Source organism: Corallococcus sp. AB018, from assembly GCF_003986945.1.
GTDB classification, from domain to species: Bacteria; Myxococcota; Myxococcia; order Myxococcales; family Myxococcaceae; genus Corallococcus; species Corallococcus exiguus.
This window is the reverse complement of sequence record NZ_RAWR01000221.1, coordinates 1-17,508: the sequence shown is the minus strand read 5'-3', so window position 1 is coordinate 17,508 and position 17,508 is coordinate 1. Positions and strand designations below refer to the sequence as shown.

The following is a 17,508-nucleotide window of genomic DNA, read 5'->3' as shown; positions in this document are numbered from 1 at the left end:
ACCACCACCCGCTTGCCCTGTGCGCTCATGACGGTGTCCTCAGGAAGCGCGACGCGACAGCCGGGTGATGAGGGCATCCAGCAAATCCCTCAGGCCATGGGGGTTGGGCAGCGCCTGCAGGCTCCGCCGCGCCGAACGCGACGCCCGCTCCACCGCGCGCTCACACGCCGCACGGCCGCCGAAGTGCTCCACCAGCTCCCGCGCACGGGCGAGCGCCGCGTCGTCCTTGCACTCCACCGGCAGCGCCCACAGCTGCTCCAATTCCTCGCGGCCCTCGGGCGTGGCGCGCACGTACGCGGCCACCACCGGGAAGGTGCGCTTGGCCTGCACGAAGTCGCCGTCGGATGCCTTGCCCGCCACGGCCGCGTCGCCGAACAGACCGATGAGGTCGTCGCGCAGCTGGTACGCGAGCCCCACCGAGCGCCCCACCCGCTCCAGGCCCTCCAACAGCCCCGCGTCCGCGCCGCCCAGCATCGCGCCGCACACCAGCGGGGCGCAGAAGCCGTAGCGCGCCGTCTTGAGGTGCGCCACGCGCAGCGTCTGGAAGAGCGTCATCTCCGCCAGCGGCACGCGCGCCAGGTCCAGGTCCAGGTACTGCCCCGCCGCCGTGTGCCGGCACACGCCCAGGTAGTAGCGCGCCACGCTCGACGCTCCCGTCAACCCCGACTCCAGCATCGCCTCCAGCGAGCGCGCGAAGAGGTGGTCCCCCATCACCACCGCCAGGTCCTCGCCCGGACGACCCGGAGCCAGCATCCGGTGCAGCACCGGCCCGCCCCGCCGCAGCTCCGCCTGATCCGCCACGTCGTCGTGGATGAGCAGGAACGTGTGCAAGAGCTCCAGCCCCGCGGCGAAGCGCCACAGCCCCGGCGGCACCGAGGTGCTCCCACGCGCCAGCCCGTGCCCCGCCAGAACCAGCGCCGGCCTCAGCCGCTTCGCCGGCCGCAGCGCATAGGCCCTCGCCTGCGCCGCCGCGTGTGTCCAACGTGCGTCCAGGGCCTGCTCGTCCGGCAGCTCGAACAGCTGCGCGAGCGCGGCCTCCACCTGCGCCTGCACGAGCTGCAACCAGGCTTGTTCAGGGTGTGCTGCTCCGGCGGAGGTCTGCTGCACGTTGGGAAGCAGGGTGGCCATACAGCGAATCTCCGAAGTCGGGAGCACGGCGGCAGCCTTCTCACCTAGAGGTAGCGTTTGCGTCCAGAGATTGTCAAGGCTATGTCTAAGGTTTTCAAAAACCTTGTACACGGAGGCTCCCTGATGAAGGCGTGGATCGCAGGCGCGTTGACGGTGACCCTGGCGGCGGGGAGCGCGGGTGGCGCCGCCCCGGATCCAGAGCCCGTGGACGCGACGTTAAGCACCAGCAGCGGAGAGAGGGTTCAGCTGGCCCGCTGGCGTGGGAAACCCGTCATCCTCTTCTACGAGGACAAGGACTCCACGACACTCAACGCCCCCCTGAAGGCGGAGCTGTTCACCCGGGGACGCGAGCGCGGCCTTCTGCAGAGTGCGTTCGTGGTCGCGGTGGCCAATCTGGAGAAATACGACTTCTTTCCCGCGCGGGGGATCGCCCTGTCGTACGTGCGTGACGAGGAGAAGAAGGCTGGCGTGCCCATCCTGGTGGACCTGAAGGGCACCCTGGGCCAGGAGCCCTTGAAGCTGCCCACCAAGACGTCCACCGTGATGCTGCTGGACGCGGAGGGCGCGCCGGTCTACCGCCACTCCGGGCGCATGAAGCCGGAGGAGCAGGCCCGCTTCTTCACCGCCCTGAGTGAGCTGGTGGGCCAGGACCTGACCGCTGACCGAGAAAAGGAGGCCCACCCTTGAGGGTGACCTGCACGGGCGCCACCGGCTTCCTCGGTCCAGGCCTTGTCCAAGGTTTGTTGGAGGCCGGCCACACGGTGCACGTGCTCAGCCGGAACGTGGAACACGCGCTCGGCCGGCTGCCCGCCGGAGTCACGGGCTCCTATTTCGATGGGAGCACGCCGCTGTCGCCGGACGCGCTCGCGGGCGCGGAAGGCGTGGTGCACCTGGCCGGGGAGCCGGTGGACCAACGTTGGACGCATGAAGCGAAGCACCGCATCCACCTCAGCCGCGTGGAGGGCACGCGCGTGCTGGTGGAGGCGATGAAGCAGGCAGGCAGCGTGCGGCACTTCGTCTGCGCGTCGGCGGTGGGCTTCTACGGCGGCGCCCGGGCGGGACAGACGCTCACGGAGGAGGACCCGCCCGGCGACGACTTCCTCGCCCACGTGTGCCAGGACTGGGAAGCGCAAGCCCTGCGCGCGGAGGAAGCGGGCATCCGCACCGTGCGCCTGCGCATCGGCGTGGTGCTGCACCCGGCGGGCGGCGTGCTGCACCGGATGCTGCCGGTGTTCCGCATGGGCGCGGGCGCGAAGGTGGGCAACGGCCAGCAGTACGTCAGCTGGGTGCACAGAGAAGACCTCTTCCAGTTGATGCGCTTCGCGCTGGAGCACGCCGCGATGTCCGGCCCGGTGAACGCCACATCACCGGAGCCCGTCACCAACGCGACCTTCGCGCACATGCTGGGCGCGGTGCTGGAGCGGCCCGCGGCGCTGTCGGTGCCGGGGTTGGTCCTCAAGGCGCGCTTCGGGGAGATGGCGCGCGTGGCGCTGGAGGGCCAGCGGGTGATGCCCCGGCGCGCGCTGGAGGCGGGCTTCCAGTTCCGCTACCCCGACCTGACCGGAGCGCTGCGCGACCTGCTGTCGCCCTGAGCGGCCGCAAGCGTGATGTCCGCGGGTGGACGCGGATCCACGTCAGCCACGCTCCCCATCCCAGGCTCCAGGCGCAGTGCATACAGTGCGCGCCACGCATGGACGACACCCGGACGCTGGAAGCCCGCGCACGCAAAGAGGGCACGCCGCTCATCGACGGAGACACCGCCACCTTCGTGTGGAAGGGCCCCCGGCAGGTCTTCCTCCAGGGAGACTTCCAGGACTGGCGCGGCACGCCCCTGCCGCTGGAGCGCGTGGGCAAGGGGCTGTGGGCGCGCTCGCTGGCGCTGCCCGAGGACGCCTACGTCGAATACGCGCTCCAGGACGCGAAGGGCCGCCGCGTGCGCGACGCCTTCAACCCGCGCCGCTCCGACAACGGCTTCGGCGACTTCAACCACTGCTTCTGGATGCCGAAGGGCGAAGCGACGCCGCTGGGCAAGCGCATCCGGAACGTGCCCAGGGGCCGCGTGACACGGCACCAGCTGGCGACGCACGAGTGCGCCGTGGGCAAGAAGCGCGCGGTGGCCCTCTACGCGCCGCCCGTGAAAGGACCCGTGCCGCTCGTGGTGGTGCTGGACGGCGACGACTACCTCCAGCGCGTCCAGCTGCCCGTGGTGGTGGACAACCTGATCGCCGCGGGCCGCATGCGCCCGGTGGCCATGGCCTTCGTGGCCAACGGCGGCCCGGCCCGCACCCTCGAGTACGCGTGCAGCGAGGCCACCGTCGCCTTCCTGCACCAGCACGTGCTCCCCCTGGCCCGCGAGCACCTGTCGCTGGTGGATGAGCAGCGCACCCCGGGCGCGCACGCGGTGCTGGGCTCGTCGCTGGGCGGCCTCATGGCGCTCTACGTGGCCCAACGCCTGCCGCACGTCTTCGGCCGCGTCCTGTCCCAGTCCGGCGCCTTCTCCATCGAAGGCACCGACATGGTCGTCTTCGACCTGGCCCGGCGCACCGCCCAGCCGCCCCTCCATGTCTGGATGGACTGCGGCCGCTTCGAGGGCCTCCAGGACGGCAACCAGCGCCTCCTGCCCCTCCTCCAGGCGGCCGGGCACCGCGCCATGTACCGGACCTACAGCGGGGGCCATAATTACCCCGCGTGGCAGACCAGCCTCCCGGCCGGCCTTGAAGAAATCTTCTCGACCCCTGGGTGACGCATCGCGGCGAAGCGCCGGATTTCCGTCCGGGATGAAAGCCCCCTGGAATCAAGGGGTTGGCCGGGAAGGAAGGCGGCCAAGGCCGGATGATCCAGGATTGAGAGGGGGCTCTGACGCGGCATGCGGGCGGCCGGACAGGGCCTGTGGACTGGGGGGCTACGCAACCCTGGGGAAGGACGGCCCGATAACAGATGTAGGTGCGCAACCCGGAGCGAGTACCGCGACGGGCCTTCCCCCGCGCCTGGAGTCCCCTCATGTCTCGCGTCGATGGTGGCAATCGCCCGTCCATTCCCCCGAAGCGCTCGGAGTTCGAGCGGTCCGAGCGGAGCGACGTCACGCGCGACAGCAAGCCGGGAGCCCAGGGCCGGACGCCCGCCAACCCCAACGTGCGCTCCTTCCAGGGCCGCAGCGACTTCGAGCCCGCGCGCCCCACCACCGGGCGCCCCACGCCTCCGCAGACCCAGGCCGTGAAGGCCCCGCCCTCGCCGGCGGACGCGGAGTCCATCGCCCAGGCGGACATGGAGCTGGGGCTCCTGGAGGAGTTCCCGGACGCGGATGCGCAGAGCGGCATCGCCTCCGCCATGCTGCACGCGCACGCGGACGCGCCCGTGTCGCAGAACCGCATCGTGGAGCGGCTGAAGCAGGACGGCCGCCTGGAGTCGCTCTTCGGCGAGGTCTTCCGCGAGGACAACCCGTACGTGGAGCAGCCGCACAAGAACGCCATCGTGAAGGCGCTCGACACGGCGCTCTCCCGCGGCACGGTGACCGGCGACGACCTGCGCGCCTTCTCCCGTGGCACCTACGCCCAGGAGTGGCAGCAGATCGGCGCCGCGCTGGGCACCCGCAGCAAGTAGCCAGCAGCCGGGCTCCCAGGCTCCAGGCTCCAGGCTCGGAGTTCCCTTGCCGCTTCACGCTTCTTCACGCGCATGCCGGTTGCGCCGTGGCGCGTGCGCGCGAGGATGGGCCTCCCATGGTGGAAAGCCCGTTGCGCATCATCCTGTTCATCCTCCTCGTCAGCGTCGCGTCGGTCTACGTCCACGTCTACCTGTACCGGCGCCTCTTCCGCGACACGTCCACGAACCGCGCCTGGCGCACCGCCGGCAAGGTGCTGCTGACGGCGCTGTGCGTGCCGCTGCTGCTGTCCTGGGTGGTGACGCGCATCATCCCCTCCGCGTTCATCGTCGCCGTGGCCGCGTGGACGTGGATGGGCGTCGCCGTCTACCTGCTGCTCTCCCTGGCGCTGCTGGGCGCGGTGCGCTGGCTCGTGGCGCGCACGCGTGGCCACCGGGGCGTCGCCGCGCCGCTCGCCACGCCCGCGCCGGACCCCGCCACGCCGCCGTCCCTGTCGGACCTGGCCGTCACCGTGCCGCCCCCGCCTCCCGCCGTGCCCCCCGTGGACGAAGCGCGCCGGTTGTTCCTCTCGCGGGCCACCGCGGGCGGCGCGGTGCTCGCGGCGGGCGGCCTCACCGGCTACGGCATGTGGAGCGCCTTCCATCCGCCCGTGGTCAACGAGGTCGCGGTGCGGCTGCCCGGCCTGCCCAAGGCGCTGGATGGCTTCACCCTCGTCCACATGAGCGACATCCACGTGGGCCCCGTCATCCAGCGGCGCTTCATGGACGAGCTGGTGCGGCGGGCCAACGCGCTCAAGCCGGACCTGGTCGCCATCACCGGCGACCTGGTGGACGGCACGGTGGCGGACCTGCGCCACTCCGTCGCCGCGCTCCAGAACCTCCAGGCGCGCGCGGGCACGCACTTCATCACCGGCAACCACGAGTACTACTGGAACGCCAGCACCTGGGCGGACGCGCTCACCGGCCTGGGCGTCACCGTGTTGCGCAATCGTCACGTGACGATTGGCGACGCGGGCGGCGCGTTCGACCTGGTGGGCGTGGACGACTGGTCCATGCGCAACGGGCCCAAGGGCTACAACCTGGACGCCGCCCTCCAGGGCCGGAATCCGGACCACGCCGCGGTGCTGCTCGCACACCAACCATCCAATTGGGATGTCGCCGCGAAGGCGGGCATGGGCTTGCAACTGTCCGGACACACTCACGGCGGGCAGTTCTTCCCGTTCACCGTCGCCGTCTCCGCCATCTGGAAGCACGACGCCGGCCTCTTCCAGGAAGGCGACAACCACCTCTATGTCAGCCGGGGCACCGGTTTCTGGGGCCCACCCCTTCGCGTCGCCGCGCCGTCTGAAATCGTTAAGGTGACGCTCCTGGCGTGAGGTGTAGATTTACCCGGAAATGAGCAAGGAACCAGCGAAGCGCGAAATCAAACAGGAGCGGGCCGCGCGAACGCGGGTCGAAATCCTGGAGGCCGCCATCAATTTGTTCGCTCGGCGGGGCTACCTGTCGACGACGATGTCGGACCTGGCGAAAGCCATCCGGATGACGCCGGGCGCGCTTTACTGGCATTTTCCTACAAAGGAAGACCTGCTCCTGGCGGCCATCGATGAATTGCATCAGCGCTACCTGATGGAGTTCGCGCCGCTGCTCGCCGAGCGCCGCATCTTGTCCGGCCGGGAGCAGCTGGTGTTCGTGGTGTCGCGCACGTCGCAGTTCCTGCGCTACCACCGCGAATACGGCATCTTCTTCGGGATGCTGTCCGCCGAGTCCGCGGAGTCCAACGACCGCGTGGCGGAGGCGCTGCGCGACAAGATTTCCCTCTACGTGGCGGTGCTGGCGGGGATGATCCGCTTCGGCCAGAAGCGCAATGAGTTCCGCCAGGAGGTGGACCCGCTGCACATGGCCCACACGATGATGGGCGGCTACCTGGGCATCCTGCTGCACCACAACCTGTTCCGCGCCGCCGTGAACTACGACCCGCTGATGGCGTCGCTGGATCAGATCCTCTCCGGCGGCCTCCACGTGCGCGGCCCCATGGGCTGATGCGCTGACCCCACCGGGCCGGGCGGCCCGGAAGAACAGACGCCCGGTCCCCCATGTGAGGGGACCGGGCGTTTTTCATTTCAGGGAGGCTTCAGTCCCCGCTCCCCCCGGTGAGGGGAGCGGGGCGGGATGCCGGGACTACGGCATCTCGGTGGGGCTCGACGCGTTCTGCGGCTGACGCGCCGTGCGCTGCACGAAGTCCGCCGCGTTGTCGTCGGAGTCCTGGCCGTTGCCAGCGAGCTCGTCCGCGCCGCCCACGCCCATGGTCGCGGCGGTGGACGACGCCCGGGCCTTGCGCTCCACGCTGCCGCCGTTGGCGATGGTCCCGGGGACGGGGCTCTTGCCTTCCGCCTGGTCCGCGGTCCCGTAGCCGACCTTGTCCACCGCCGTCTCCGAAGCGCCCGTGCCGAGCGTCGAGGGCCCGATGCGGATGTGCCCGCCCGCGGCCGCCATGGAGAAGGCCGAGCCCCAGCTCGCGTTACTCGTCACGGAGCCGACGTACTTGGCGTTCGTCACAAGGAAGAAGCCATGCGCCGCGATCTTCGAGCCAGCGGGAATCTCGAAGTTGCCCGAATAGGACGTGCCGGTGGTTGCCTTCATGTACTGCAGCCTCCAGCCGCCGATATCCACTTCCGCATTGGTCGGGTTGTAGAGCTCGACGAACTCGTCGTCCGCGCCACCCGGGCCCCCGGGGGCCAGCTCGCTGATGACCACATGGCCCTGGGGCGCGGCCACCGTCACGGCCGCCTCCTTCGTCACGCCCTGGTAGGACGCGGTGAGCTGGCCTTCGCCCGTGGCCTCGGTGGCGGTGAAGACGACCGTGGCGGTCGTCTGACCTTCCGGCACCGTCACCGTCGTGGCCGCCAGCGAGCCCAGCTCCGCGGGCCTGAACGCCACATCCACGGCCGCGCCGCCCGCGGGGGCCTTGCGGTCCAGCGTGACGGTGAACGTCTGCGTCGTGCCCACCGTCACCGTCGCCGTGCCCGGCGTGACGCTGGCGAGCTTCGCGGGAGGAGGCAGCACGGTCAGCTGCGCCGAGCGCGTGATGCCGTTGAGCGAGGCGGACACCGCGCCCGTCCCCTCTCCCTCCGCGGCGGCGGTGAACGTCACCGTCGCCGTCGTCTCGCCCGCGCCCACCGTCACCGACGTGGCGGACAGCGCGCCGAAGGGCGTGGCCGGCGAGGTCAGCGCCAGCAGCACCTGCACGGGCTCGACCGGAATGGACGCCAGCGTCACCGTGAACACCTGCTGCGCGCCCGCGTTCACCGTGGCGGGGGACGGGGTGAGCGATGCAAGCCGCGGCACATCCGTAATGACGTTCACCGTGGCGCCCAGCCCGCCCGCCGCCACCATGCCGGTCCCGGTGCTGCTCTCATCCACGGTCAGGTCGAAGGTCGCCGTCAGCGCGTCCGCCGTCACGTTCTCGGCCGTGATGGTGCCGAAGCCCGCGGGCGACACGGTCGCGTTCAGCGTCGTTCCCTCCGGCACCGGCCGGTCGAACGTCACGGTGAAGCGCAAGGTGCCGCCGGGCGCCACCGCCGCCGTCGCCGGGGTGAGGTCCGTGGCGATGACCGACTCGCCCGCCCCCAGCACGCGCAGCGCGGTCGTCAGGCTGGACGTGCCCAGCGTCGCGGTGAGGGTCACCGAGGCCGCCGCCGCCTTCGCGTCCAGCGCAACCGTGGCGCTCGTCTGGCCGGCCGGAATCACCATCTGCCCGCCCACCGCGGACAGGGCCGCCGCGTCGCTGGAGGAAATGGTCACGGTGACGTCCACCGGGTAGGCGTTCGCCATCGTCACGGTGAGGGGCTGCGGAATCGCCTGGGTGCCGCCCACGCGCGCGAAGCCGCCGGACGCGAAGGCCGTCAGCGCCGGCAGGGGCGGCAGCGGGATGACCATGTCGGCCGCGCTCCGGGGCAGGACCTTGTGGTCGCTGAAGCCGAACGTGAGCACGCCGCGCAGCGTGATGTACTCCGTGCCCAGCACCTGCGTGGGATAGGCGAAGGCCTGGTCGTCCACCATCAGGCCCGAGGACGCCGGAGTGCCGGCCTTGTTCTCGTCCACGATGAACTCGCGGTTGGTGTTCTCCAGGCGGGTGGTGAAGACGTTGCGGACCTCCACCAGCGCGCCCTCCAGCGCCTTCGCCTTCGGGCCATTGGTGCGGATGTCCTCCGTGCGCACCACCACCGGAGCCGGCAGCGGGTTGGCCGCGCTGTGCTTCGTCACCTTGCCGTCAGTCACCTCCAGCAGGCCGAAGTAGTCCTTCAGCAGGCCCTCCACGCGGATGTTGTCGCCCACCGCGACGTCGGCCTTGGGGCTGTAGATGAAGAGGCCGGAGTTCTCCGCGCCCTTGCCCGCCGGGTAGTTCGCCACCTGCACCCAGTAGCCATTGGCCGCCTTCGCATCCACCGCGGTCACCACCACGTCGTCCACCGCCACCTTGGAGCCCACCAGCGACTGGTTGCCGAAGCGGGGCGTCACCTTCACGTCGTAGACGGTGGTGGCGCACGCGGCGCCGGCGGGGTTGGCCACCGGGCACGCGTCGCACGCATCGCCCACGCCGTCGCCGTCCGTGTCCTTCTGGTCCGGGTTGGCCACGAGCGGGCAGTTGTCGGTGGCGCTGGTGATGCCGTCGTAGTCGAAGTCGGAGGGGTCCGCGACCGAGCACGTGGCCGCGTCATTCGGGCAGCCGTCGCACAGGTCGCCCTTGCCGTCGCCGTCCGTGTCCTTCTGGTCCGCGTTGGCCACGAAGGGGCAGTTGTCCTTCCAGGTGGCCACGCCGTCGTGGTCGTCGTCATCGCCGCGGAAGGCCTGGCACGCGGTGGTGCCGGCCTCCAGGGGGCACGGGTCACACGCGTCACCCACGCCGTCGCCATCCGTGTCCAGCTGCCGCCCGTTGTCCATGGGACGCACGGGGTTGAAGATGGCGGGGCAGTTGTCGATGGAATCCTCGATGCCGTCCGCGTCCGCGTCCGCCGCGCTCGACACGCCCGTGTAGACAGTGGAGCCGTTGACGGCGGCCGCCGGGAAGCTGGTGTTCACTGCGCTGCGAGAAGGCTCGCAGGTGGGCTCGTTCTGCGGGGTGCCGCACGCGAACAGCGGGTAGAGGCCCTGGGTGTCCGGGGAGCCCTGGAACTCCGCCAGCGTCTTGCCAATCTCCGACTTCACGCACGCGGCCTTCTGGGTGCCGCACACGTCCAGCGCGTCACAGGCGTCCGTGCCCTTGAGGCCGTCCACCAGCGCCTGGTCACCGAAGAGCGGCTTGCCGCCGCGCACCGTCAGCACCACGTCCTGCGGCTGCGCGGTGATGACCGCGCGGAACGGCGAGGCAGCGTTCGCGCCCACGCGGAAGATGGCCAGGTCCGCCATCTTGCCCGGGGCGATGCGGCCCACGCGCTCATAGACGTCCACCACGTCCGCGGCGTTGGCCGTGACCATGCGCCACAGGTCCTCGTCCGTGAAGGTGTTGGCGTAGCGCGTGGTGTTGAGGTGGTCCGCGCAGGCCAGCTCGCGCAGGATGTTCATGGAGCCGGAGCGGATCCAGTCGGTCCCCAGGGAGATGGAGGCGCCCATCCGCTTGTAGGTCGTCACCATCGCCGTGTCGCCGTACAGCGAGATGTTGGAGCGCGGCGACCAGACCAGGCCCGTGCCGTGCGCCACCATCTGCGAAATCTCCACCGCGGTGAGGCCCACGCCGTGGATGATGGCCGAGCGCGGGAACAGCACGTTGCCGGCGCCCGTGGACAGGCAGCGGAACTCGTTCTGCGCCGTGGACGCGATGCCCTCCGCGATGTGCGGCAGGTACGCGGACGTGCGGCCGGTGATGGTCGCCGAGGACGGGAACGAGGAGTAGGAGCAGGAATCCGTCAGCGTGGTGCCGTTGCTGTCACCCAGCGGGAAGGTGTCCGAGTCCGCGTACGGCTCGGCCAGGCCCTCCTGCTGAGCGGCGGCGGACACGTCCAGGTTGCGCAGGAAACCGAGCTGCCCGCCCGCGCCCGCGATGGAGGTGGTGCCCGCCATCACCTGGCGCAATTCCGACCAGCGGATCGCGTCCGCCTTCGGGTTGGCCTTGTTGTCCAGCGCGGTGTGATTGTTCTTGCCCGTGCGCCAGTCGTGGCGGTGCTCGTAGCGCTCCACGCTGGTGCCCGCCAGCGGCGAGCCCGGGTAGGTGATGTGGTCGTGCGGGTTGATGAGTCCCGGGGAGATGACGCCCGTGGGGCACGTCACCACCGTGGCCTCCGCGGCGCCGGCCGCCTTCGAGCAGTCACACTCGGAGCAGGTGATGACGCCCTGGGCGTCCACCAGCACCTGGCCGCCCACCAGCGTCTGGCCGTCCTTGAGCACGATGCCCGTGAAGAGCTTGCCCGCCGTGCCCGCCTTCGTCACCTCACAGGTGGCGCCGTTCGCCAGCGGCGCGGGAGGCGTGGCCCAACACTGAACCGTCTGGGTGGTCGTGACGGTACAGTCCGCCTCACACCCGTCTCCACCCGTGGTGTTGCCGTCGTCGCACGCCTCCGTGGGTGCCTTGACGCCGTCACCACACTTCGTACCCGGGAGGGTGCAGTTCGCTTCGCACCCGTCTCCACCCTGGGTGTTGCCGTCATCGCACTGCTCGGCGCCTTCCCTCTTTCCGTCACCACAGACCGCATTGACCTCTGGATCTGAACTGCAGGCACTGCCCAACAGAAGGACCGCGCCCAGGGCGGCCAGCAATAAACGGGGGGAGCTGCGCATGAAGCCTCCTGCCCGAAGGCAGTGCCGTGAAGAAAGAACGGGTGCGACGAGGAAAGCCCCCCGTGCCTCGCATGCCGCCTGGGACGGGGGTGCAACATTTCAGCGATACCTGACCCCTGAAGTCCACTTCGTGGGGCTCCAAGGGCCTTCCGTGTGGCGGAAGGTATGGTAGGAGCACACCCAACGTGTGGGGGAGCAGGCGGATGACGCGTCCTGCCACGTTCTAGAGTGGGGGGACATGATTACCCGGAATCCATCCAGCACCGTGTCGCGCTTCCTGGACTCGCATCTGCGGCGGGACGCGCAGGCCCGGGAGCTGTCCGTGGCGCGCTTCATGAGCATCCTGTCCGCCATCTGCGTGGTGGTGGCCGCGGCGCTGGGGCCCGCGATGGGCTGGGACCTGACGCTGGCGCTGATGGGGCTGTCCGCGGTGCTGTCGGGCTATTACGGCTGCATGTGGTGGGTGTTGCGCTCCGGCGCGTTCCACCCGGCCATCCCGTGGCTGAACGTCTTCATTGAAGTGAGCATCCCGGCGGTGGTGCTGGCGTTCGACCTGCACTTCAAGGGCCCCGTCTACGCGCTCACCGCGCCCACGCTGGTCATCTGGGGCACGCTGGTGACGCTGGCGGGCCTGCGCAGCAACCCGCGCCTGGGGCTGGCCGCGGGCGCGCTGGTGGCGGCGGAGTACCTGGGGCTCTACTTCGGCTTCGTGCGGCCGCTGTTGCCAGAGGAGCCGCTCGTCACGCTGGGGCCGCTGTTCATCTGCGTGCGCGCGTTCTTCTTCGTGGCCACCGGCGCGCTGACGGCGACGCTGGCGCGGCACTTCCTGGAGCGCACGCGGAGCGCGCTCGCGGCGCTGCGCGAACAGGAGGTCATGGGCAAGTACGTGCTGCATGAGCGCGTGGGCGCGGGCGGCATGGCGGAGGTGTACCGGGCCACGTACTCGCCGGAGGGCGGCTTCGAGAAGCAGGTGGCCTTGAAGCGCATCCTGCCGTCGTACGCGGACGACGCGGCGTTCGTGACCATGTTCCGGCGCGAGGCGGAGCTGTGCTCGTCGCTCTACCACCCCAACATCGTCCAGGTGTTCGACCTGGGCCGCCACGGCGGCACCTACTTCCTGGCCATGGAGTACGTGGACGGGCTGCCCCTGAGCGCGCTGCTCAAGCCGCAGAACCGCCGGCCGCTGCCCGTGTCCGCCGCGACGTTCCTGGCCGCGGAGCTGGCGGGCGCGCTGGACTACCTGCACCGGCGCACCAGCGCGGACGGCGTGCCCCTGCGGCTGGTCCACCGCGACCTGAACCCGCCCAACATCCTGGTGTCTCGCATTGGCGAGGTGAAGCTGTCGGACTTCGGCATCGCGCGGGACGCGATGCGCGCGAACCTCACGGTGGCCGGCAGCGTGCGCGGCAAGCTGGGCTACATGGCGCCGGAGCAGGCCATGGGCAAGGACATCGACGGGAGAGCGGACCTCTTCGCCCTGGGGCTCACGCTGCATGAAGCCCTCACCGGCCGGCGCGCGCTGAGCGGCCACTCGGAGGAGGTGCTGCTGCGCGCGGCGGTGGACCAGGAGGTCGTCCCGCCCTCGCAGCTCAACCCCGCGGTGCCGCTGGCGTTGGACCTCATCGTCATGCAGCTGCTCCAGAAGGACCCGGAGAAGCGCACGCCCAACGGCGCGGCGCTGCGGCAGCAGTTGCTGGCGCTGGACGGCCCCGCGGCCCCCTTCCCTCACGGCCAGGGAGAGCTGGGGCGGGTGGCGCGCGAGGCGAAGGCGCTGACAGAGCAGCGGACGCAGGAGACCGTGGAGACGGCGGCCGTGGGGAAGCCATCCCTCGCGCGCCTGGCGTGACGCGGGGCGTGGCTGCACGGGGCACGGGAGCGCGTTAGAACGCGGCGCGTTTCCCGTCGCCTGGAGCCCGCCGCCTTGGACATCGCCGTCATCACCTACGCCGGACTGCCACAGATGAACCCGCTGGACGCGCCGCTGGTGCCCGCGCTGCGGGCGCTGGGCCTGGACGCGCGGCCGGTCATCTGGGACGACCCCTCCGTGGACTGGAGCCGCGTCCGCGCGGCGGTGGTGCGCAACGCCTGGGACAGCCACCTGCGCCGCGAGGAGTTCCTCGCCTGGGCGGACCGCGTGGGCAGCGTCACGCGCCTGTTCAACCCGGCGGACGTGCTCCGATGGAACACGCACAAGGGCTATCTGAAGACGCTGGAGGCGCGCGGCCTGCCGCTGACGCCCACCGTCTGGGTGCCGCCCGGCGGGACGCTGGATGTGGCGGCGACGGCGCGCGAGCGCGGCTGGGACGCGGTGGTGCTCAAGCCCGCGGTGGCGGCGGGCGGGCTCAAGGTCTTCATCGTCCGGCGCGAGCAGTGGGACGACGCGAGCGCGAAGGTGGCGGAGCTGGCGAAGGAGGGCGACGTGATGGTGCAGCCCTACCTGCGCGCCTTCGAGACGGAGGGCGAGCGCTCGTACATCTTCTTCAACGGCGTCTTCAGCCACGCGGTGCGCCGCCCGCCCACGCTGACCACCGCGCCCCGGGGCTTCGCGGAGCCGCACGGCTTCACGCCGGACAACGCGGCGGAGCAGCAGCTGGCGCACGAGGTGATGGAGGCGTCCGGGGGCGCTCGGCTGCTGTACGCGCGCGTGGACGTGGCCACGGACAACGAAGGGCGCACCCGGCTGCAGGAGGTGGAGGTGACGGAGCCGTGCCTCTTCCTGCCCATGGACGAGGGCGCGGCGGAGCGGATGGCCAAGGCCGTCGTTGCCCGGTTGTAGCCTTTCGGGTGGGCCCATTCGCCCACTCGTGGACACCTGGGAAGCCGTCAGGGCGACGCGAAAGCGGCGGATGGGGTTATGAATGGGCCATGCGAGCCCTGTTGCTCTCGCTGCTCATCCGGCAGCACATGGCACTCAAAGAGAAGTTCAACGCCAAGTACCCGCACGCGTGGCTGGTGTGGGAGGCGGGCGCATGGAACGTCCCCGAGGAGCAGAACGTGGCGGCCACGCGGCTGCCCATGATGGACCTGCGCGACTGCCTGCCCGCGGGCGACGCGCTGTGCTTCGAGCTGATGGGGGTGGCGGACCGCGGCCCCCTGAAGCTGGGGCGCGCGTCGCACAACACCTTCGTGGTGAATGACGCCACGGTGTCGCGCGAGCAGTTCGCCCTGCACCCCGCGCCGGACGGCGGCTGGAAGGTGGAGCGGCTGGCGCAGTCCCGGCCGGTGACGGTGAACGGCGAGGCGCTGGAGGCGGAACAACCGCGCCTCCTGAGCACGGGCGACGAGCTGAAGGTGGGCGACGTGCGCCTCACCTTCCACGACGCCCCGTCGTTCCACGCGCGCATCGGCCGCATCGCCGCGCAGGTGCTGGCGCAGGCCGCCGCGCCGCCACCGCGCTGAGGCCCGCGCGGGCTGCCTCGCCCGCGCCGCGGAAGCGTGTCGTGAACGTCCGGGTGGCGTTGGAAGCCGCCTACCGCCCCACGGTGCCGAGCGTCGTGTCCCGGGGATTCGGCGCCGTGGCGACCCACACCGCGCCGCCCGCGAGCAGCGCCACCGCGCCCGCGCCCGCCCAGACATACCAGCGGCGCGTCCACGGCTTGGAGGCGCCCGCCTCCGTCTTCACGGACGCGTCCGGCACCTGCATGGCCAGGGCTTCCGAGGCCCCGTTCTTCTCCGGCGCGGCGGACGGATTCGCGGCGAGCCTCGCCTCGTTGGCGCGCGCCTCCGCCAGCGCCGCCTGCTCCCGCGCCTTCTGGAGCTCGCGGTCCCTGGCGAAGCGTTCGCGCTCCCGGCGCTGCTCCTCCTGGACGCGCGCCTTCGCGTCCATCTCCGCGACGAGCTCGCGCACCACGTCCGCGTTGGCCGGCTCCCCCTGCGACAGCGACAGGTAGCGCCGGTAGAAGAAGGACGCGCGCGACGGGTTGTTCAGCTGCCGGTGGCACTGCGCGATGTTGAAGAGGAACGCGGGCAGCGGCTTGAGGCGGTACGCCTCGCTGAAGGCCTTGAGCGCCCGGTCGAACTCGCCCAGGTCGTACGCCAGGTTGCCCTCGGAGAACTTCTCCCGCGCCGGGTCGTCCGCGGCGGTCGCCGTCGTCTCCGCCGCCACCGCCGGGAACGGCGTCCCGAGCGCGAGCGCGAGTGCCAGGCTCAGGGCCTTGCGCTCACTGCGACGCGAACGGATCAATGACCGCATCCCGGCTTCCTCCCTTGCGGCCCGGCGCACGCGCGGGGGCACGACGCGGCCCCGCGCTCGCCTTCACGAGCGGCACGGACAGCTCCGCGGCGGCGGCATCCTGCTTCAGCTCCACCGCCCGCTCCAGTGGCACGTAGCCCGTGAGCTCCACGCGCAGCTGCGGCGGCACGGCCTTCCGGCTCAGCGCCTTCGTCAGCGGCGTGACGCCCAGCTCCTCGCCGGTGTCCACGCGCACCACCTTCGCGCCCGGCGGCGACGAGTGCACCGTGAGCGTCACCGGATCCGCCGCGCCCGCCACCGGCGTCCCCTCGGCGGCCAACTCCGTGACGGACGCCACCGCCACCGGAGCCTGCCCGGCATGGGAGGCGCGCATCGAGTGCAGCCCCTTCCAAGTCGTGATGCCGGACACCAGCGCGAGCGCCGCCAACCCCACGGACACCTGGAGCCGCCGGGAGCGCAGCAGGCCCGGCACGCGCATGCGCAGGGTGGGCCGCTCCGCCTCCTCCACGACCAGCGCCTCCGTGCGCGGCTCCGGGGCCGGCGCGGTGGGCATCATCAACAGCGCCGTGGTGACCTCCGCCAGTTGCTGGGGCCGTCCTTCCGGCTCCTTCGCCAGGCAGCGCATCACCAGGGCCGCCAGCTCCGGCGGCACGCGCTCGCCCGACGGCAGGTGCGACGGCAGCGGCGGCGGCGGCTGGGTGATGATCTGCACCACCAACTGCCCGAAGGCAGACGCCTGGAAGGGCGGGTGGCCGGAGAGCATCTCGTAGAGGATGTTGCCCACCGCGTAGATGTCCGCGCGCCCGTCCACCGGCAGCCCCGCGGCCTGCTCCGGCGCCATGTACGCGGGCGTGCCGATGATGGTCCCGTCCAGCGTGCCGGTGAGGCTCACGCCCGTCTGAGTGGTGATGAGCTTCGCCACGCCGAAGTCCAACACCTTCACGAAGTCCCGCTGCCCGGAGCGCTGCGTGATGAAGAGGTTGTCCGGCTTGATGTCCCGGTGCACCACGCCCACCTGATGGGCCGCGCCCAGCGCCGCGCACACCTGCACGCCCATGCGCTGCACGCGCTCCAGCGTCAGCCCCTCTTCCTTCAAGAGCGCCGCCAGGCTCTGCCCGCGCAGGAGCTCCATCACGCAGTAGACGTGCCCGTCGGGCGACTCGTCCACGAAGTCGAAGACCTCCACGATGTGCTCGTGGTTGATCTGATTGACGGTGCGCGCCTCCTGGAAGAAGCGCTGCACGAACGAGCTGTCCCGCGCGTGCTCCGGCTTGAGCACCTTGAGCGCCACCTGGCGCCCCAGCCGCACGTGCCGCGCCTGGAAGACCCGGCCCATGGACCCTTCGCCCAGCAGCTTCTCCAGCTGGTAGTTGCCCAGCACCGCGCCTTCCTGCGCTTCCTGTCCGACCGGCGACATCACGACCGGCGCTCCGCCACCGTCGGTCACGGCGTCACCCGATTCGGACAGGACTGTGTGTGCGAAGAGGTCGTCGGTGCCCATGGGGGGATCAGGTTTCCATGCCCGGGCGACCCTGCAACCCACGGGAGGGCATCAATCGCGCGCGAAGCGGAAAAACTTTCGGCACGTGACGATTCACCCGCCGTGTACCGGATGGACGGGTGGCATGTACGGCGGCCACACACCTTGAGTCCACGGACATTGAAATACTTCTCCATACAGCCCACTCCCGTCCAAATCCCCCAGCGCGCGATGGTCGCCGCTTGGATGCGGCGGGTCAACGTGGGCGGAGGTCGTCAGGCACCGGGGGGCACGCGGAGTGTTCCCGTTCGTGTTCCCGCTGCGCGAAGGGGGCGGCGGG

General features: G+C 70.9%; 13 protein-coding genes. 9 read left to right on the top strand and 4 right to left on the bottom strand.

Features of this window, described 5'->3' with window-relative positions:
• Positions 1–39: 39 nt before the first annotated feature.
• The gene (locus tag D7Y11_RS34665) at positions 40–1,128 is read right to left on the bottom strand and encodes a polyprenyl synthetase family protein (RefSeq protein WP_126935822.1); all 1,089 of its coding nucleotides are present in this window, start codon (positions 1,126–1,128) and stop codon (positions 40–42) included.
• Positions 1,129–1,251: 123 nt separating this feature from the next.
• Between D7Y11_RS34665 and D7Y11_RS34660 the strand changes: the two genes are divergently transcribed.
• The 6 genes from D7Y11_RS34660 to D7Y11_RS34635 all read left to right on the top strand — a co-directional run bounded on the left by D7Y11_RS34660 (position 1,252) and on the right by D7Y11_RS34635 (position 6,765).
• On the top strand, positions 1,252–1,815 hold the full coding sequence (locus tag D7Y11_RS34660; RefSeq protein WP_169819896.1) for a hypothetical protein: 564 nt from the start codon (positions 1,252–1,254) through the stop codon (positions 1,813–1,815).
• Entirely contained in the window at positions 1,812–2,720 is a 909-nt protein-coding gene (locus D7Y11_RS34655) for a TIGR01777 family oxidoreductase (protein WP_126935821.1), read from the top strand. The genes D7Y11_RS34660 and D7Y11_RS34655 overlap by 4 nt, the downstream gene beginning before the upstream one ends.
• 98 nt (positions 2,721–2,818) lie before the next feature.
• Positions 2,819–3,871 carry an alpha/beta hydrolase-fold protein gene (locus D7Y11_RS34650; RefSeq protein ID WP_126935820.1) on the top strand — a complete coding sequence of 351 codons (1,053 nt, stop codon included), beginning with the start codon at positions 2,819–2,821 and terminating at the stop codon, positions 3,869–3,871.
• Positions 3,872–4,128: 257 nt separating this feature from the next.
• Entirely contained in the window at positions 4,129–4,728 is a 600-nt protein-coding gene (locus D7Y11_RS34645) for a hypothetical protein (RefSeq protein WP_120579819.1), read from the top strand.
• 116 nt (positions 4,729–4,844) lie between these two features.
• Entirely contained in the window at positions 4,845–6,101 is a 1,257-nt protein-coding gene (locus tag D7Y11_RS34640) for a metallophosphoesterase (RefSeq protein ID WP_120579820.1), read from the top strand.
• A gap of 19 nt (positions 6,102–6,120) precedes the next feature.
• Positions 6,121–6,765, top strand: a complete 645-nt coding sequence (locus tag D7Y11_RS34635) for a TetR/AcrR family transcriptional regulator (RefSeq protein WP_120579821.1) — start codon at positions 6,121–6,123, stop codon at positions 6,763–6,765.
• A 138-nt stretch (positions 6,766–6,903) separates the two neighbouring features.
• Here the strand turns inward: D7Y11_RS34635 and D7Y11_RS34630 are convergent, their stop codons facing one another.
• Positions 6,904–11,496 (bottom strand): lamin tail domain-containing protein, encoded by a 4,593-nt coding sequence (locus D7Y11_RS34630; protein WP_126935819.1) that lies wholly within the window; start codon positions 11,494–11,496, stop codon positions 6,904–6,906.
• 238 nt (positions 11,497–11,734) lie between these two features.
• On the opposite strand from D7Y11_RS34630, the gene D7Y11_RS34625 reads away from it, so the two are divergent.
• The 3 genes from D7Y11_RS34625 (at position 11,735) to D7Y11_RS34615 (ending at position 14,895) form a co-directional block, all read left to right on the top strand.
• Positions 11,735–13,342: a serine/threonine-protein kinase gene (locus D7Y11_RS34625; protein WP_126935818.1), complete on the top strand. Its 1,608-nt coding sequence runs from the start codon at positions 11,735–11,737 to the stop codon at positions 13,340–13,342.
• A gap of 75 nt (positions 13,343–13,417) precedes the next feature.
• The gene (locus D7Y11_RS34620) at positions 13,418–14,272 is read left to right on the top strand and encodes a RimK family alpha-L-glutamate ligase (protein WP_121754478.1); all 855 of its coding nucleotides are present in this window, start codon (positions 13,418–13,420) and stop codon (positions 14,270–14,272) included.
• An 89-nt stretch (positions 14,273–14,361) separates the two neighbouring features.
• Positions 14,362–14,895, top strand: a complete 534-nt coding sequence (locus D7Y11_RS34615) for an FHA domain-containing protein (RefSeq protein ID WP_120579825.1) — start codon at positions 14,362–14,364, stop codon at positions 14,893–14,895.
• A gap of 70 nt (positions 14,896–14,965) precedes the next feature.
• On the opposite strand, the gene D7Y11_RS34610 is transcribed toward D7Y11_RS34615, so the two are convergent.
• A complete protein-coding gene (locus D7Y11_RS34610; RefSeq protein WP_126935817.1) occupies positions 14,966–15,688 on the bottom strand; it encodes a tetratricopeptide repeat protein in 723 nt (240 codons plus the stop codon).
• A complete protein-coding gene (locus D7Y11_RS34605; RefSeq protein ID WP_120579827.1) occupies positions 15,657–17,189 on the bottom strand; it encodes a serine/threonine-protein kinase in 1,533 nt (510 codons plus the stop codon). Before D7Y11_RS34605 ends, D7Y11_RS34610 begins: the two co-directional genes overlap by 32 nt.
• Positions 17,190–17,508 lie beyond the last annotated feature (319 nt).

Bases quoted from the DNA above. Each gene is read 5' to 3' on its own strand.
- D7Y11_RS34630 (WP_126935819.1), bottom strand. From the start codon at position 11,496: ATGCGCAGCTCCCCCCGTTTATTGCTGGCCGCCCTGGGCGCGGTCCTT.
- D7Y11_RS34615 (WP_120579825.1), top strand. From the start codon at position 14,362: ATGCGAGCCCTGTTGCTCTCGCTGCTCATCCGGCAGCACATGGCACTC.
- D7Y11_RS34665 (WP_126935822.1), bottom strand. From the start codon at position 1,128: ATGGCCACCCTGCTTCCCAACGTGCAGCAGACCTCCGCCGGAGCAGCA.
- D7Y11_RS34645 (WP_120579819.1), top strand. From the start codon at position 4,129: ATGTCTCGCGTCGATGGTGGCAATCGCCCGTCCATTCCCCCGAAGCGC.
- D7Y11_RS34650 (WP_126935820.1), top strand. From the start codon at position 2,819: ATGGACGACACCCGGACGCTGGAAGCCCGCGCACGCAAAGAGGGCACG.
- D7Y11_RS34610 (WP_126935817.1), bottom strand. From the start codon at position 15,688: ATGCGGTCATTGATCCGTTCGCGTCGCAGTGAGCGCAAGGCCCTGAGC.
- D7Y11_RS34635 (WP_120579821.1), top strand. From the start codon at position 6,121: ATGAGCAAGGAACCAGCGAAGCGCGAAATCAAACAGGAGCGGGCCGCG.
- D7Y11_RS34640 (WP_120579820.1), top strand. From the start codon at position 4,845: ATGGTGGAAAGCCCGTTGCGCATCATCCTGTTCATCCTCCTCGTCAGC.
- D7Y11_RS34660 (WP_169819896.1), top strand. From the start codon at position 1,252: ATGAAGGCGTGGATCGCAGGCGCGTTGACGGTGACCCTGGCGGCGGGG.
- D7Y11_RS34625 (WP_126935818.1), top strand. From the start codon at position 11,735: ATGATTACCCGGAATCCATCCAGCACCGTGTCGCGCTTCCTGGACTCG.
- D7Y11_RS34605 (WP_120579827.1), bottom strand. From the start codon at position 17,189: ATGGGCACCGACGACCTCTTCGCACACACAGTCCTGTCCGAATCGGGT.